Origin of the sequence: Phenylobacterium sp. (assembly GCF_031360265.1) — a bacterium.
Lineage (GTDB): Bacteria > Pseudomonadota > Alphaproteobacteria > Caulobacterales > Caulobacteraceae > Phenylobacterium.
In genome coordinates, this window is the sequence record NZ_JANMBF010000076.1 from 1 (window position 1) to 13,800 (window position 13,800).

Below are 13,800 nucleotides of genomic sequence, written 5' to 3' on the forward strand. Positions count from 1 at the left end.
GGCCGCGGGCCTTTCATGAAAAAGATCGGCCGCTGCGCCGGTTCGGCCGGGAGGGTCGCCATGTCCCATCGCCGCACCTGCGGCGCCGAGGGGTTCATGCGGATCTTGAACATCGTCCGCGTGCGGTCGGCGTGGTTGACCCCGCCGCCATGCCAGATGCCGTTGTGCAGGAAGAGCAGCGTTCCCGCCTCGCAGACCATGTGCTGCTGGCCGGCGATGTTCTGATAGCGGCCCAGCGCCACCTCGCTGACCTTGCGCAGGTGCGTCCCCGGGATGAACCGCGTGCCGCCCATCGGCCGGGTCACGGCATGGGGATAGTACATGATCTGCAGGTCGAACCCCCGCGACGGGTCGATGGTCGAGTCCTGGTGGGTGTGCTGGGAGACGTGCTCCCCGCCGCCGGCCTCGTAGTAGGCGGGCGGGAAGGTCACATGCAGGAAGTGGTGGTCGAAGATCGGGTCTGGGCCGACCAGGCTCTGAATCGCCCCCTTCACCAGCGGCAGGTCCAGCAGCCGGGCGATGGCGCTGCCTTGCCGATAGGCCCCCGCCAGCGGCGTTCCCGGCGCGACCTCGGGGATGTCGGCGCGGGCCAGGAGTTCGCCGTAGGTGCGCATCATCTTGCGCCCGGGCTGTGGATCGTCGGCCTCGCCGGCCTCGGTCAGGAACCGGTGGTTGATCTCTTCGGGCACGACGCGATCGAAGCGCAGAAAGCCGCGGGCCACGAAGCGGGCCATGTCCAGCGAGCCAAGCAAGGGTGCGTCGGTCATGTCGCGGTCTCCACCAGCTTTTCGAACAAGAACTCGTATTTCAGATAGGCGAGGTCAAACTCATCGCCCCGGCTGTGCGGCAGGATCTGCGCCGCCTGGATCAGCCGCCAGCCGTCCTTCAGCGCATCGACCCCCGTGCGGTAAGGCGCCTGATCGTTGTCGCCGGCCATGGGCCGCGTCTCGCCGGTCCCGTCATAGACCGCCCAGGCCACGGTGGGAGCGTCGAGGGCCGAGTTGGCCAGGTAGAGAACCAGCACCTTCTGACGCATCCGCGCTCCTTCCGCCGGCCTTGAACGGCCGGAACTCCGCCGACGATCATGGCGCCGACAGGCGATTGCTTACAGTGTCAATTCTAGGCAGGGTGCCGCCGCGCAACTGCAGGGATACGACGCCATGAACCCCAACGCCGAATTCGACATCATCGTCTATGGCGCGAGCGGCTACACCGGCCGCCTGGTCGCCGAGTACCTGGCGCAGCGCTATGGCGTCGGCGGCGAGATCAAATGGGCGATGGCCGGCCGCAGCGCCGCCAAGCTGGCTCAGGTGCGCGACGAGATCGGGGCCCCTCCCGAAACCCCCCTGGTGGTCGCCGACGCCGACGACCCCGCCGAACTGGACGCCATGGTCCGCCGCGCCAAGGCGATCATCACCACGGTCGGACCCTACCAGCTCTATGGCAACGGCCTGGTGGCGGCCTGCGCCAGGATCGGGACCGATTGCCTGGATCTCACCGGGGAACCCAACTGGATGCGCGCGGTGATCGACGCCCATTCCGAGACCGCCAGGGCGTCGGGCGCGCGGATCGTCCATTCCTGCGGCTTCGATTCGATTCCCTTCGAGCTCGGCGTCTGGTTCTGCGAGGAGACCGCCAAGGCGAAGCTGGGCGGCTATGTTCCGCGCGTGAAGGGTCGCCTGCGCGCCATGCGCGGAGGGCTCTCCGGCGGCACCGCGGCCTCGGGCGCGGCGACCATGGCGGCGATTCAGAAGGATCCGGCGGTCGGCATGCTGCTCATGAACCCCTTCGCCCTGACGCCCGGCTTCCAGGGGGCGGACCAGCCGGACGGCAATACGGTCCACCGCGACGAAGATCTCGGCGCCGACGTCGGCCCGTTCATGATGGCGATGATCAACACCAAGAACGTCCACCGCGCCAACGCCCTGCTTGGCCATCGCTGGGGCGAGGCGTTCCAGTACGACGAGATGTCCATCGTGGTCCCGGGCGCGCCCACCGAGTTCACCGGAATGGGGCCGGGCGGCCCGAAACCCGGCGAGGGGCCCAGCAAAGAGGAGCGCGACGCGGGTTTCTACGACATTCTCTTCGTCGGTATCGCCGAGGACGGCCGCAAGGTGCGCGTCGCCGTCAAGGGCGACCGGGACCCGGGCTATGGCTCAACGTCAAAGATGCTGGCCGAGGCGGCGATCTGCCTGGTCAAGGACTGCGCGTCCGTCCCCGGCGGCGTCTGGACGCCGGGCGCCGCCATGCAGGGCAAGCTTGTGGATCGCCTGCAGGCCAACGCCGGCCTGACCTTCACCGTCGAGGGTTAGCGTCTTCGCTGGCTGAGTTGCCTCGCGAAGCATTTACAATTCCGCTGGTCATTCGCGTGTGATCCGGCAGCCGCTTCCTGCCCGTTACCGCACGTTCCGAACTTCCGCTAAGGATGGTCGAAGGTGGTCTTCTAGGTCCCACCCCGAAGCGGTCGTTCTGAACTCCGGCCAGGCGCCAGGCACGTCGCAACAATACCTTGCGACGCCCCCGACCCCGCCCGAAGCTTAGTCCGGCGGAGCAGTTCCGATGTTCAGCAGGTGGGACACGGCCGTCAGTAGTTGGGCCGATTGATCCTAGGGCAGGCGGCCATAGATCGGCGGCGGGTCGGCGCGGATCGGGTCGCAGATGTCCGACCAGGACTTGGACGCCAGCGGCGCGTTCCGCGGATTGATCTGCGGAAAGTCGTCGCCCAGGCCCGTTTGCCGCAGGATCTCGGAAAGCCGCCCAGGCAGGGCGCGAATGGCCCGGTTGGCGCCGCGGGCCTCGCCGAGAGCCTGGTAGAGCCGTCCCTCGGTTTCTGGGTCCAGTCGTCTGCCGGGCCCGGAGACAGTCTGCAGTGTCGTCCACGCCGCATCGTCCAGTTCGAGCCTCCGCCGACCACCGTCGATGAAGCGATAGACTCGGCCGATCGCCTCCAGTTCTTCGGGCGAAAAGTGCGCCACGGCCTGGCCTGACTTCTGGGCGTCCCAGGCGTCCTGCAGGTAGGTCGGGCTGATCGGCTGGCCGATGAAGCCCGCGGGTGGAAGCCGCCCGCTCTTGGAGGCTTCGGCCAGGATACCCCCCAGCTCGTCCAGGCGGCGATCAACGCAGTCGGCCTTTCCCGCCCGGCGCTGGGTCAGCCGGATGTTGCTGCCCAGTTCGTAGCGCAGCTCCTGCCGCGCCTCGGCGACTTGGTGGCGCCAGTGCAGGGCTTCGACGACTTGCTCCGCCCCGAGCGCTGTCAGCACACCAACGACGATGATCAGATATTCCTTCAGAAACTCCCGCCACCCATGCCACGGCTTCGGCTTGTGGATTTCCATGCTGCCCCCCGAAGCGATTCACATTCTGCGCCCTGGGTAACATGGATCGGCTCAGGTCCGCTTTGGGTCGAGGCTGTGTAAAAACTCAGACCGCGAGAGTTCCACCGCAATAACTTGCCTGAGATCGCCTCCATCGGACCGGCGCACGCAAAGCGCACCTATCAGCAGCACGGGTCCGGGTGGAATATTGCGCGGGACATTCCTCCGCACGCGTTTTTACACAGCCTCGGTCGAGAGCGGTCAAAGGGTCCACGCCCGGAAGCGGACCTTAAGCCTAATCAGTGGATAGCGGCGGCGGCGGCAGATTTCGCCACCGCCTCTTCGTGTCGGGCGCCGGCTAGGATACCGGGCAGGGAATAGTTCCCCTCGTGACAGGCAAACTCGAAGGTCTTCGCCGAGGTTGCTACCATCGGTAGCTCGCCCCGCCAGACCTGCCGATATGTGGCCGGGTCCTCCACGCTGAACTGGTAGAGGATCTCGGTGGGCGAGATGCGGGTGAAGCGCTCGATCACCTTCGACCCGGGTGAGAGGTAGTAGTTCTCCAGGCCACTGCGCCGCGGCTCCTGCCGGTCGTTGAAGTTGGTGGTCTCTATCACCAAGGTCTCGCCTTCCCACCAGCCCACCGAATCGCCCATCCACGGCCGGATCGCGGCCGGCATATGGATCCTGTCGCCTAGCCTCACGACGCGGGCCTCGTGGTTCCATTCCAACATCAAGACGACGCTGTCGCGGGTCTGCACGATCTGGATGTTGTTGGCGTACAGGCCAATCAGCATCGGCGGCCCAATGCTGTTGGCGATGAGGCACTGCTCGGACGTGTTGCGAGGCTCCGGATTGTCGAAGTTCTTCGAAGCGGTGCGGATGACGGCGTCGACCTTCGCCCTGCCGGCCTCGGTGTAGGGGAGCTTGCCGTCGGCAGGGACGGTGATGATGGCCATCCTCGGACGCCCGCCAATGCGGGCGAGCCGGCCGCCCATCTCCCACATCTCGGTCTCGTTGCCGCCGACGTCGTCGGTGACCACCGGCGGAGGATGGGCCTCGTAGGCCATGGCCTCCGCCTCGCTGATCTCGCCCGCCGCGTATCGCGCCGGTCGCTCCAGCTTGGTGAGCCAGCCGTTGTTCCACATGCCTCCGAGATCCGGCTGGCCGAAAGCATTGCGGGGCGCATGGTAACCTGCGGCCTGAGCGTCCGCCGCCAAGGCCGTGGCTAGCAGTGCGCCGATCACTGCGCGCAGAGCGCTGTTCCCCATATTCGGAACCTAGTCCCGCGCGCCGAAGCCGTCGATCCCCCAATGTCTCAATAGGATAGAGCCAATGCGGACGTCGCGAAGGCCCGCTTCGGGTCGAAACCAGTTATCAGCGTCGCGCCCGAAAGCGGACCTCCGCGAGGCAGTCCCCGACGGGACTCCTATGTCAGGTTCTATCCACTAGCAGGCATAGCGGCTGCGGATCAGCACCCGCTGTCCGATGTAGGGGTCCCAGACCCAGCGCGAGGCTTCACACACCCGATAGGCCGGCTCGTAGTCGCCGCGATCATAGTAACCGCGATCATAGTAACCGCGGTCATAGTATCCGCCTGAACTGTAGGTGCGGTGGCCGTTCGAGGTCAGGGCCGCGCCGAGCGCCAGGCCCAGAACGCCGGCGGCGATCGCCGCGCCGCTGTTGTCCCGGCCGCGGCGATCATGGTGGTCACCGTCGCCGCGATACCCGTATCCGCCATCGTGATCGTGGCCGTATCCATAGCCATAGCCGCGATCATGGTCGCGCGCCTGCGCCGGCAGGGCCGTCGCACCGATCGCGCCGACCAGGGTCACCGCCGCCATCGCTGATGCGAGAATCTTGCGCATGTTTGAGGCTCCAAGTCCGATCTACCGGATCCTTTTCGGACGTCCCGACTGAATGGCCGCTGAACGGCGCGGTCAGACTGCGGCGTGACGGTTGCGCCTGACCCAACGGCAGGGTGCTAGGTTTGGGTGTGGCCGATACGACCGCGATGGGAGACGCATATGAAGGACTTCGCAGGCAAGACGGCGGTGCTGACCGGCGGCGGCACGGGCATGGGCCGCGAACTCGCGCGGCAACTGGTGGCCGAGGGCTGCAACGTCGCGATGTGCGATGTCTCCGCCCGCAACATGGCCGAGACCGTGCGGCTGATCGAGCAGGACCGGCCCCCGCAAGGCACGCGGGTCACCACCCACATCGCCGATGTCTCCGACGAAGCCCAGCTGATCGCCTTCCGCGACGAGATGGCGGCCCAGCACGAGACCGACCGCGTCCATCTGCTGTTCAACAATGCCGGCATCGGCGGCGGCGGCTCCATGCTCAACGACAGCCGCGAGGACTGGGAGCGGACGTTCAACGTCTGCTGGGGCGGGGTCTATCTCGGGGTCCGGACGTTTCTGCCGATGATGCTGGCCGCCGATGAGGGCCACATCGTCAACACCTCCAGCGTCAACGGCTTCTGGGCCAGTCTCGGTCCGAGCGTCTCGCACACCGCCTACGCCGCCGCGAAGTTCGCGGTGAAGGGCTTCACCGAGGCGCTGATCACCGACCTGGCGCTGAACGCTCCGCACATCAAGTGCTCGGTGGTCATGCCCGGCCACATCGGCACCTCCATCGTCGCCAATTCGCGCAAGGTGATGACGCGGCGCGACGACGACGCCTTGAGCGCCGAGGATCTGGAACGCGCGCGCGCGCGGATCGCGCGGTCGGGGATCGACGTCAGCCAGATGACCGACGAGGCCATCCAGGCCATGGCCGCCGAACAGCACCGCCGCTTCCTGGAGGAGGCGCCGATGAGCGCGGCCCAGGCGGCGGCGGTGATCCTCGCGGGCGTGAAGGCCGAGCGGTGGCGCATCCTGGTCGGCGACGACGCCGCGACCATGGACGCCATGGTCCGCGCCGACCCCGAGGCCGCCTATACGCCGGAATTCTTCGCCGTCCTGGCCCGGGACGTCGGCTGGCGTCTCGGAGGGTAGCCCGCTTTGAGCCTACGCCTCGTCGCGAAGCCGTCGGCGTTAACCCTTGGCGAGCTGCGGCCTGAGCTGCCGTGGCGTGGGCGAGGCTCGGCGCGTTCCCGAAAACCCAACACGGTCCGCGATTTGCGTCTCGAGGCGTGAGGCGAGATCGGCTGTGCCAAAACGGCAAAGGGCGCACCGGTCCGCTTAAAGCGTTAACCCCTTCGGGTGGCCTGGTCCCTCCGAAGCTTCGAGCTGAGGCGCCCAATGAACACTCGTCACATGCTTCTCGCGGCCGGCGCCGCGATCACCCTGACCTTCGCTTCGACCGGCGCGCTCGCCGCCGGCAGCGCCTCGGCCTCGGCCAGCGCCAGCGTCACCATCCTCTCGCCGATGACGATCACCAAGACCCAGGACATGGCGTTTGGCCAGATCGTCCGGCCGTCCAACGCCAGCCCCAACACCGTGGTCTTGAACACCAGCGGTGCGGTCTCGCTGACCGGAGCCGGCGACGGCTCGATCGTCGCTGGCTCGACCACGGCGGCCAAGTTCAATCTGGCCGCGGTGGCCGGCACGACCTACTCCACCACCCAGGTGCTGGCCTTTACCACGTCGGGCCTGACCGGCATCGCCGCCTCGGCGCCCGTGGCCACCTCCGGCACGCTGGGCGTGATCCCGGCCGGCGGCCTCCAGGAAATCCGCTATGGCGGCCAGTTCGACATCACCAGCGCCACGCCGACCGCGACCTACGGGGGCACGCTGACGGTCACCATCAACTATCCCTAAATCGTGGCGGCGGCCGGGATCCTGCCCTAGCCTGCGGGCATGGCGACCATCCTGGCGGTCCACGCCCATCCCGACGACATCGAACATCTGGCGGCCGGCGCGCTCGCGCTGCTGGCCGCCGGCGGCCACACCATCCGCATCGCCACGCTGACCGCCGGCGAGTGCGGCTCCGACGCGACCGACCTTCTGGAGACAGCCCGCATCCGCAAGGCCGAGGCCGCCAGCGCCGCGGCGATGATCGGCGCCGCCTACGCCTGCGCCGACCTGCCCGATCTGGGCGTGTTCAACACCGATCCCGCGCGCCGGGCGGTGACCGAGCTGATCCGGCGGGCCTGCGCCGACATCGTCATCACCGCCTCGCCGGCCGACTATCACCCCGACCACGAGGCGGCCAGCGAACTGGTCCGCGACGGCTGTTTCGCCGCCTCGGTTCCCAACTACCGCACCGGCCCTTCGGCGCCGCTGGCGGCGATCCCGCACCTCTATTTCATGGACCCCATCGGCGGGCGGGACCGCGAGGGCCGCCGGGTGATCGCCGACTTCGGCGTCGACATCAATGACGGCTTTCCTCTGAAACAGCGCCTGCTCGCCGCCCACGCGAGCCAGGCGCGGTGGGTCGCCCGCCAGCACGGCATCGCCGACCACCTGGGTTCCATGGAGGCGTGGTCCCGCCGCCGCGGCGCCGACTTCGGCGTCGCCCTCGCCGAAGGCTACCGCCAGTATCGGCATGAGCCCTATCCGAACACGCCCTGGCTTCAGGCGCTGCTGGGCGAGGCGCTGGTCATGGCGGCGTCATAGCGCGCCCACATCGGCCGGCAGTCGAGAACCTCGCCAGAGGCCATGGCCTCGTCGATCGCCATCACCGTCAGCCCGGCCTCCAGGCTGTCAAAGGGCGTCACGGGGAACGGCGCCCCATCCCTAAGCGAGGCCAGCAGGTCGCGGGCCATGGCCTGGTCCGCGCCATTGTGGGCGTCCTCGGTGCGGTCCCCGTAGCCGATCCGCTCGGGCTTGCGGCGATCCAGCGCGCGGCGGACCATCAGGCGGTTGCGAACCAGGTCGGCGATCAGCGTCCCTTCGGTCCCGGCCAGATACCAGCGCCGCTCGGTCAGGCCGACGTGGCTGTTGGCGTGGAACGAGAGGCGGACCTCGTTGGCGTATTCGACCATGGCGGTCTGGTGGTCCGTGACATCCATGTCGGACTGGAAGCTGTCGTTGGCGCCCGCCCAGCCGGCGTCGCGCAGGGCATAGGCGGCCTCGCCGTTGTCATAGGTCTTCGGCGCGGTCCGCGCCCGTTCGGCGGTGAAGATCCGGCGCCCGCCGAAGCTCGCCACCCGGACCGGCCGCGCGCCGGCCAGACGGCCGAAAATATCGAAGTCGTGGCAGACCTTGTCCAGCAGGTAGGACCCGCCCCACTGCGCGCGACGGCGCCAGTTGCGGGCGAGGTAGCCGCCATGCTCGGGCGGCAGGTGCTCGGTGGCGTCGATGGAGATCAGCTCGCCGAGTTGCCCGGACTCCACGCGGGCGATCACCTCGCGCACGATCGGCATGGAGCGCATGACCAGGCCGATGTAGAGCGGCGGGCCGCCGCCGGCCGCCAGCCGCGTCGCCAGCGCCAGGCTCTCGGCCTGGGTGCGGACGATGGGCTTTTCGGCGAACACCGGAGAACCGGCGTCGAGCGCCAGATTGAGGTGCTCAAAGTGCAGGTGGTTTGGCGTGCCCACCATCACCAGGTCGAAGGGGCCCTGCGCCAGCAGCGCCTGGGGCGTGGCGAACGGCCGGCCGGAGGAGATCCCGGCCGCCGCCAGGATCGGCGCGCCGACGGGGGCCGGATCGACGTGACCCGCCACCTCCAGCCGCCAGCCCACTTCGGTCATGGCCGCCAATACGTGGGCGATGCGCTGGCCCAGCCCGATGACGCCGATCCTGTAGGTCTTCATGGCCGCTCGGGGGTTGCTCGCGGTTCGACTGCTGTCACCACCTCAGCACGTTCGCGGCTCAGCGGCCACAACCCCCTGCCGCAGCCCGTGGCCATGGTTATCAAGACTTCAACGTCCGAGATGGTAGAAAGCATAGATTAACCTTAGTCAAATTTAACGATAACATCTGTCAAAAACGATCCGGATCATAATTAACGACGTGTATATATGAGTGTACCAAATTCGAACAACAGTAGATTAAGCCGTAAAAACCACTTCTAAAGACTCTGTCTCTATATATTGCAGCATGAAAGTGCAGAACGCTCTTCTACTGGCCTCAATGGCCCTGGCGACAGCTCTCTCCGCGACCGGCGCCCAGGCGGGCGGCAGCGTTTCGGCCTCGGCCGGCGTCAGCGTGACGATCCTGGCGCCGGTGACCCTCCAGGCGACCCAGATCCTCGACTTTGGAGCCGTGATCAAACCCGGCAACGCGGGCGCCAACACCGTGGCCATCGACCCTGACAGCCGTGTCACCGTCAGCGGCGCGGGCGACGCGGCGCGCTCGGCCGGCGCCGTCAGCGCGGCAAAATTCGACGTGATCGGCGAGGCGGGCATCACCTACACGACGACCCAGAGCCTGATGTTCGATCAGCCGGGGCTGACCCATATCTCGGCCACCGCGCCCAGAGTGACCAGCGGCGCGCCAGGCATCATTCCCGCCTCCGGGCGCCAGGAACTGCGCTTTGGCGGGGCCTTCGACATCAGCGCCGCCACGCCGGCCCAGGCCTATTCGGGCGCGCTGACAGTGACGGTCAACTACAACTGAGGTCAGGTCGGCGGGGGCGCCGTCGGCGGCGGCTCGGTTGGCATTGCAACGGGAGGCGGGGCGACCGGCTCTGGCGGCGGCGGCCCGGGCGGGATCGGACCGTTGGCCAGCCGCTTCAGCGCCTGCACCATGAAGCCGCGCCAGAGCTCGCTGGGCGCCGTCGCCCCGGTGATCCGGCGCATGGGGGTGGCGTCATCGCGTCCCACCCAGACCACCGTCGCCAGCCCGCCGGTGTAGCCGCAGAACCAGGCGTCCTTGTAGTCCGACGTGGTGCCGGTCTTGCCCGCCAGGTCATAGCCGGGGATCGCCGCGTGGGTCCCGGTGCCCGACGCCATCACGGACCGCATCATCCGCTGCATCTCGCCCAGCGGCGGATTGAGCACCGCCTGCACGGGCGCCGGGGCGCGCCGCTGGAACAGCACCTGGCCCCCCGTCGTGCGGATGCGCTCGATGCCATAGGCCGCCACCCGATAGCCTCCGTTGCCGAAGGCGTCATAGGCCTGGGCCATCTCCAGAGGCGTCACCAGCGTCGTCCCCAGCGCCATGGCCGGGTCGGTGTTGATCGTCGAGACGATGCCCATCCGGTGGGCCGCCGCCGCCACGTTGTCGCGCCCGACCTCGTCGGCCAGCCGGGCGGCGACGGTGTTGATTGAGTGCGTCAGGGCCTGTTCCAGGGTGATCTGGCCCAGGAACCCCTCCTCATAGTTGCGCGGCGTCCAGCCGGCGATGGTCACCGGCTCATCGGTGACCAGGGCGTCGGGCGTGCGGCCGGCCTCCATCGCCGCCAGATAGACGAACGGCTTCCAGGCCGAGCCTGCCTGGCGGTGCGCCTCCACCGCGCGGTTGTAGGGCGCCTTGGCGTAGTCGGTCCCGCCGACCATGGCCCGCACCCGGCCCGCGCCGTCCAGGGCCACCAGCGCCGCCTGGCCGACGCCCTGCCTGGCGAAGCGATCTACGGTGGTCCGCGCCGCCTCGCCCGCGGCGATCTCGGCGGGCAGGTCCAGCGTGGTCTCCACGACGATGTCCTGCTTCGGGGGGCCTACCGCGGCGCGGGCCTGGCCATCGATCCAGTCGATGAAATATTGCGCCGGGGCGGTGGGCGCGGTTTTCCAGACCTTCGGCGCATGGGCCAGCGCCCTGGTCCGCTCGGCCGGACCGATCGCCCCGGTCTCGACCATGGCGTCCAGCACCAGCCGCGTGCGTTGAGCCGAGCGCTCCGGCTGTTCGATGGGATTGTAGTTGGTGGGCGACTTCAAAAGCGCCGCCAGCATCGCGGCCTCGCGCACCGTCAGGCGGGCGGCGGGCTTGTTGAAATACCGCTGTGACGCCGCCTCGATCCCATAGGCCCCGGCGCCGAAATAGACCCGGCTCAGGTACAGCGCCAGGATCTGCTTCTTCGAATAGGCCCGCTCCAGCTGGACGGCGATCACCAGCTCGTTGGCCTTGCGCTCCAATGTCTGGTCGGGCGACAGGAACAGGTTGCGCGCCAGCTGCTGGGTGATCGTCGAGGCGCCCTGGCTCTTGCCCGAGCTCAGGTCGGCGATCACCGCGCGCGCCATGCCCACGGGATCGAACCCGGCATGCTCATAGAACCGCCGGTCCTCGATGGAGACGAAGGCGGCGGGCACGTAGGCCGGCATCCGGGCGAGGTCGGCGGGCCCCGCGAAGCGTCCCCCCCGCACCCCGATCACCGCGCCGGAGCGATCCACATAGGTGACCTGCGGCTCGCGCTTGATCGGCGGCAGGCGTTGCAGGTCAGCTGAGGAAAACCCCAGGGCGGCGGCGGCAAGGAGGGCGATCAAGGGCAAGGCTCCGGGTGGACGGCGCGGCCCCTCAGCGCGGCGTCAGTCGCCGCCCTATTGGCTGTTTCGCAGCGCGGAGCCTAGATAAATCGCGGTAATGTGGCCCCTACCACCCCCGCCCTTCGGCCTGGATCAGCAGGTGGGGGGCGGTGACGGGGTCGGCCGCTCCTAGCGCCAGGCGGCGGACCACGCTGGCGGTGTCGCCGAGCGCGCGGAGCTGGTCGAGCACGGCCTGGGCGCGGCGGGCGGCGAGGTCCTGCTGGTGGGCCGCCGCGCCATGGTTGTCGGCGGCGGGGCGGATGACCACCTCGGTTCCGGCATGGCAGGCCAGCCAGGCCGCGGCGCCGGCCATCCGGGCCTGGCCGGCGTCGGATATCCGCGCGTCGTCGAAGCCGAAGGTGACGGTCACCGGGGAGATTTCCGCCAGGTCGCCGGCCGGGCAGGCCTGAACCCTGGCGCCGACGTGGGCGCGGGATTCCAGCACGGCGGGGCTGGGGATCGGCCGGGCGCGCGGCGTCAGGCAGCCGGCGAGCGCGGGCGCGCAAAGGAGCGCGATCAGCAGGGCGTGGGGGAGGTGGGGATGTCTGGACATGCCACGCGAGCTACCACCGCCGGGATCAAGCACCTAGGGCCCGGATGCAATTCTGGTTTCGAGTGTGCGTCCCGGATCTGAAGACCGCTCAGAGCCTGATCCCTCGGGCGAACGTCAGAACCAGCACATCAGCAGAAGATGCCTTGCGCACCCTCCTACGCGGGGAAGCCTGTCGAACTCGTGGTGCAGGCCGGCGCGGACCATTGGCTTTCCCGTGGCGCCACCCGTCTGCAGACCCTTGAGGCTGTGGTCGCCTTTCTCGAGAAGCACAACCCGCCGCACTGACGCTCCAGGCGCCTTGTGTGGCCAATTCGCCACACTACATCGGGAGGGTCGGAGCCGTGCTTGATGAGGCGGCTCCACTCATTCGCCTACCGAGGGGACCTGATGAACATCGACGTCTATTCCGACCGCGCCAAACAGGCGATCCAGTCGGCGCAGAGCCTGGCGCTGGCCAGGAGCCACCAGCAGCTCGCGCCTGAACACCTGTTGAAGGTGCTGCTCGAAGAGAAGGACGGGCTGTCTCGCGCGCTGATCGAGAGCGCCGGCGGGCGGCCCGACGAGGCGGACACGGCGCTGGACGCCGCGCTGGGCAAGCTGCCCAAGGTCGAGGGCGGCTCCGGACAGCTCTATATGAAACCCGAGACGGCGCGGGTCTTCGCCGGGGCTGAACTCGGCGCCAAGGGTGCGGGCGACGCCTTCGTCACCACAGAGCGCCTGCTGATCGCTATCGCCAAGGATGGCGGCGACGCGGGCGATATCCTCAAGCGCGCCGGGGCGACCGAGAAGGGGCTGGAGGCCGCCGCCGTCGCCGTTCGCAAGGGCAAGACCGCCGATTCAGCCTCCGCCGAGGAGGGCTATGACGCCCTGAAACGCTATGCCCGGGACCTGACCCAGGCGGCCCGCGACGGCAAACTCGACCCGGTCATCGGCCGTGACGAAGAGATCCGCCGCACCATCCAGGTCCTTTCGCGCCGCACCAAGAACAACCCCGTGCTGATCGGCGAGCCCGGCGTCGGCAAGACGGCCATCGTCGAGGGCCTGGCCCTGCGCATCGTCAACGGCGACGTGCCCGAAGGGCTGAAGGACAAGAAGCTGCTGTCGCTGGACATGGGCTCGCTGATCGCCGGGGCGAAATACCGCGGCGAGTTCGAGGAGCGGCTGAAGGCGGTGCTGAACGAGGTCACCGCCGCCGAAGGCTCGATCATCCTGTTCATCGACGAGATGCACACCCTGGTGGGAGCCGGGAAGTCGGAAGGGGCCATGGACGCCTCCAACCTGCTGAAGCCCGCGCTGGCCCGCGGCGAGCTGCATTGCGTGGGCGCCACGACGCTGGATGAGTACCGCAAGAACGTCGAGAAGGACGCCGCGCTGGCCCGTCGCTTCCAGCCGGTGTTCGTCTCCGAGCCCACGGTCGAGGACACCATCTCCATCCTGCGCGGCCTGAAGGAGAAGTACGAACTGCACCATGGCGTGCGGTTTTCCTACAGCGCCATTGTCGCGTCGGACACCCTCTCCTATCGCTACAACGCCGACCGCTTACTGCCCGACAAGGCCATAGACCTGATGGACGAGGCGGGCAGCCG

14 protein-coding genes are annotated in these 13,800 nt (G+C 68.3%); 6 read left to right on the top strand and 8 right to left on the bottom strand.

Annotated elements, in window-relative coordinates:
• Both RMN86_RS06340 and RMN86_RS06345 read right to left on the bottom strand, forming a co-directional pair.
• On the bottom strand, positions 1-767 hold a 767-nt coding region (locus RMN86_RS06340), incomplete at its 3' end, for a phytanoyl-CoA dioxygenase family protein (RefSeq protein ID WP_309604989.1).
• Positions 764-1,036 (bottom strand): hypothetical protein, encoded by a 273-nt coding sequence (locus RMN86_RS06345; RefSeq protein ID WP_309604990.1) that lies wholly within the window; start codon positions 1,034-1,036, stop codon positions 764-766. The genes RMN86_RS06345 and RMN86_RS06340, both read right to left, overlap by 4 nt.
• 124 nt (positions 1,037-1,160) lie before the next feature.
• Between RMN86_RS06345 and RMN86_RS06350 the strand changes: the two genes are divergently transcribed.
• Positions 1,161-2,312, top strand: coding sequence for a saccharopine dehydrogenase NADP-binding domain-containing protein (locus RMN86_RS06350; protein ID WP_309604991.1), 1,152 nt, complete (start codon positions 1,161-1,163; stop codon positions 2,310-2,312).
• A 294-nt stretch (positions 2,313-2,606) separates the two neighbouring features.
• Here the strand turns inward: RMN86_RS06350 and RMN86_RS06355 are convergent, their stop codons facing one another.
• The 3 genes from RMN86_RS06355 to RMN86_RS06365 all read right to left on the bottom strand — a co-directional run bounded on the left by RMN86_RS06355 (position 2,607) and on the right by RMN86_RS06365 (position 5,182).
• Positions 2,607-3,335 (bottom strand): hypothetical protein, encoded by a 729-nt coding sequence (locus RMN86_RS06355; protein WP_309604992.1) that lies wholly within the window; start codon positions 3,333-3,335, stop codon positions 2,607-2,609.
• Between the two features lie 278 nt (positions 3,336-3,613).
• The gene (locus RMN86_RS06360) at positions 3,614-4,585 is read right to left on the bottom strand and encodes a hypothetical protein (RefSeq protein WP_309604993.1); all 972 of its coding nucleotides are present in this window, start codon (positions 4,583-4,585) and stop codon (positions 3,614-3,616) included.
• Positions 4,586-4,762: 177 nt separating this feature from the next.
• Positions 4,763-5,182: a hypothetical protein gene (locus RMN86_RS06365; RefSeq protein WP_309604994.1), complete on the bottom strand. Its 420-nt coding sequence runs from the start codon at positions 5,180-5,182 to the stop codon at positions 4,763-4,765.
• 159 nt (positions 5,183-5,341) lie between these two features.
• On the opposite strand from RMN86_RS06365, the gene RMN86_RS06370 reads away from it, so the two are divergent.
• From RMN86_RS06370 to RMN86_RS06380, 3 genes are all read left to right on the top strand, one after another.
• Positions 5,342-6,313 (top strand): SDR family NAD(P)-dependent oxidoreductase, encoded by a 972-nt coding sequence (locus RMN86_RS06370; RefSeq protein ID WP_309604995.1) that lies wholly within the window; start codon positions 5,342-5,344, stop codon positions 6,311-6,313.
• 246 nt (positions 6,314-6,559) lie between these two features.
• Positions 6,560-7,078 (top strand): DUF4402 domain-containing protein, encoded by a 519-nt coding sequence (locus RMN86_RS06375; protein ID WP_309604996.1) that lies wholly within the window; start codon positions 6,560-6,562, stop codon positions 7,076-7,078.
• 39 nt (positions 7,079-7,117) lie between these two features.
• Positions 7,118-7,876 (top strand): PIG-L family deacetylase, encoded by a 759-nt coding sequence (locus RMN86_RS06380; protein WP_309604997.1) that lies wholly within the window; start codon positions 7,118-7,120, stop codon positions 7,874-7,876.
• On the opposite strand, the gene RMN86_RS06385 is transcribed toward RMN86_RS06380, so the two are convergent.
• Positions 7,834-9,015: a Gfo/Idh/MocA family oxidoreductase gene (locus RMN86_RS06385; RefSeq protein WP_309604998.1), complete on the bottom strand. Its 1,182-nt coding sequence runs from the start codon at positions 9,013-9,015 to the stop codon at positions 7,834-7,836. The genes RMN86_RS06380 and RMN86_RS06385 overlap by 43 nt on opposite strands.
• Positions 9,016-9,301: 286 nt before the next feature.
• Here RMN86_RS06385 and RMN86_RS06390 point away from each other — a divergent pair, with 286 nt between their 5' ends.
• Positions 9,302-9,820 (top strand): DUF4402 domain-containing protein, encoded by a 519-nt coding sequence (locus RMN86_RS06390; RefSeq protein WP_309604999.1) that lies wholly within the window; start codon positions 9,302-9,304, stop codon positions 9,818-9,820.
• A 2-nt stretch (positions 9,821-9,822) separates the two neighbouring features.
• Here the strand turns inward: RMN86_RS06390 and RMN86_RS06395 are convergent, their stop codons facing one another.
• Both RMN86_RS06395 and RMN86_RS06400 read right to left on the bottom strand, forming a co-directional pair.
• Positions 9,823-11,622 (bottom strand): PBP1A family penicillin-binding protein, encoded by a 1,800-nt coding sequence (locus RMN86_RS06395; protein WP_309605000.1) that lies wholly within the window; start codon positions 11,620-11,622, stop codon positions 9,823-9,825.
• A 106-nt stretch (positions 11,623-11,728) separates the two neighbouring features.
• Positions 11,729-12,214, bottom strand: coding sequence for an OmpA family protein (locus RMN86_RS06400; protein ID WP_309605001.1), 486 nt, complete (start codon positions 12,212-12,214; stop codon positions 11,729-11,731).
• Between the two features lie 387 nt (positions 12,215-12,601).
• Here RMN86_RS06400 and RMN86_RS06410 point away from each other — a divergent pair.
• Positions 12,602-13,800: Clp protease N-terminal domain-containing protein (locus tag RMN86_RS06410; protein WP_309605002.1), on the top strand; the 1,199-nt coding region annotated here is incomplete at its 3' end.

What these genes read in the sequence shown, in the direction of transcription:
- RMN86_RS06345 (WP_309604990.1), bottom strand. Translation starts at nt 1,036, where the DNA reads ATGCGTCAGAAGGTGCTGGTTCTCTACCTGGCCAACTCGGCCCTCGAC.
- RMN86_RS06350 (WP_309604991.1), top strand. Translation starts at nt 1,161, where the DNA reads ATGAACCCCAACGCCGAATTCGACATCATCGTCTATGGCGCGAGCGGC.
- RMN86_RS06355 (WP_309604992.1), bottom strand. Translation starts at nt 3,335, where the DNA reads ATGGAAATCCACAAGCCGAAGCCGTGGCATGGGTGGCGGGAGTTTCTG.
- RMN86_RS06360 (WP_309604993.1), bottom strand. Translation starts at nt 4,585, where the DNA reads ATGGGGAACAGCGCTCTGCGCGCAGTGATCGGCGCACTGCTAGCCACG.
- RMN86_RS06365 (WP_309604994.1), bottom strand. Translation starts at nt 5,182, where the DNA reads ATGCGCAAGATTCTCGCATCAGCGATGGCGGCGGTGACCCTGGTCGGC.
- RMN86_RS06370 (WP_309604995.1), top strand. Translation starts at nt 5,342, where the DNA reads ATGAAGGACTTCGCAGGCAAGACGGCGGTGCTGACCGGCGGCGGCACG.
- RMN86_RS06375 (WP_309604996.1), top strand. Translation starts at nt 6,560, where the DNA reads ATGAACACTCGTCACATGCTTCTCGCGGCCGGCGCCGCGATCACCCTG.
- RMN86_RS06380 (WP_309604997.1), top strand. Translation starts at nt 7,118, where the DNA reads ATGGCGACCATCCTGGCGGTCCACGCCCATCCCGACGACATCGAACAT.
- RMN86_RS06385 (WP_309604998.1), bottom strand. Translation starts at nt 9,015, where the DNA reads ATGAAGACCTACAGGATCGGCGTCATCGGGCTGGGCCAGCGCATCGCC.
- RMN86_RS06390 (WP_309604999.1), top strand. Translation starts at nt 9,302, where the DNA reads ATGAAAGTGCAGAACGCTCTTCTACTGGCCTCAATGGCCCTGGCGACA.
- RMN86_RS06400 (WP_309605001.1), bottom strand. Translation starts at nt 12,214, where the DNA reads ATGTCCAGACATCCCCACCTCCCCCACGCCCTGCTGATCGCGCTCCTT.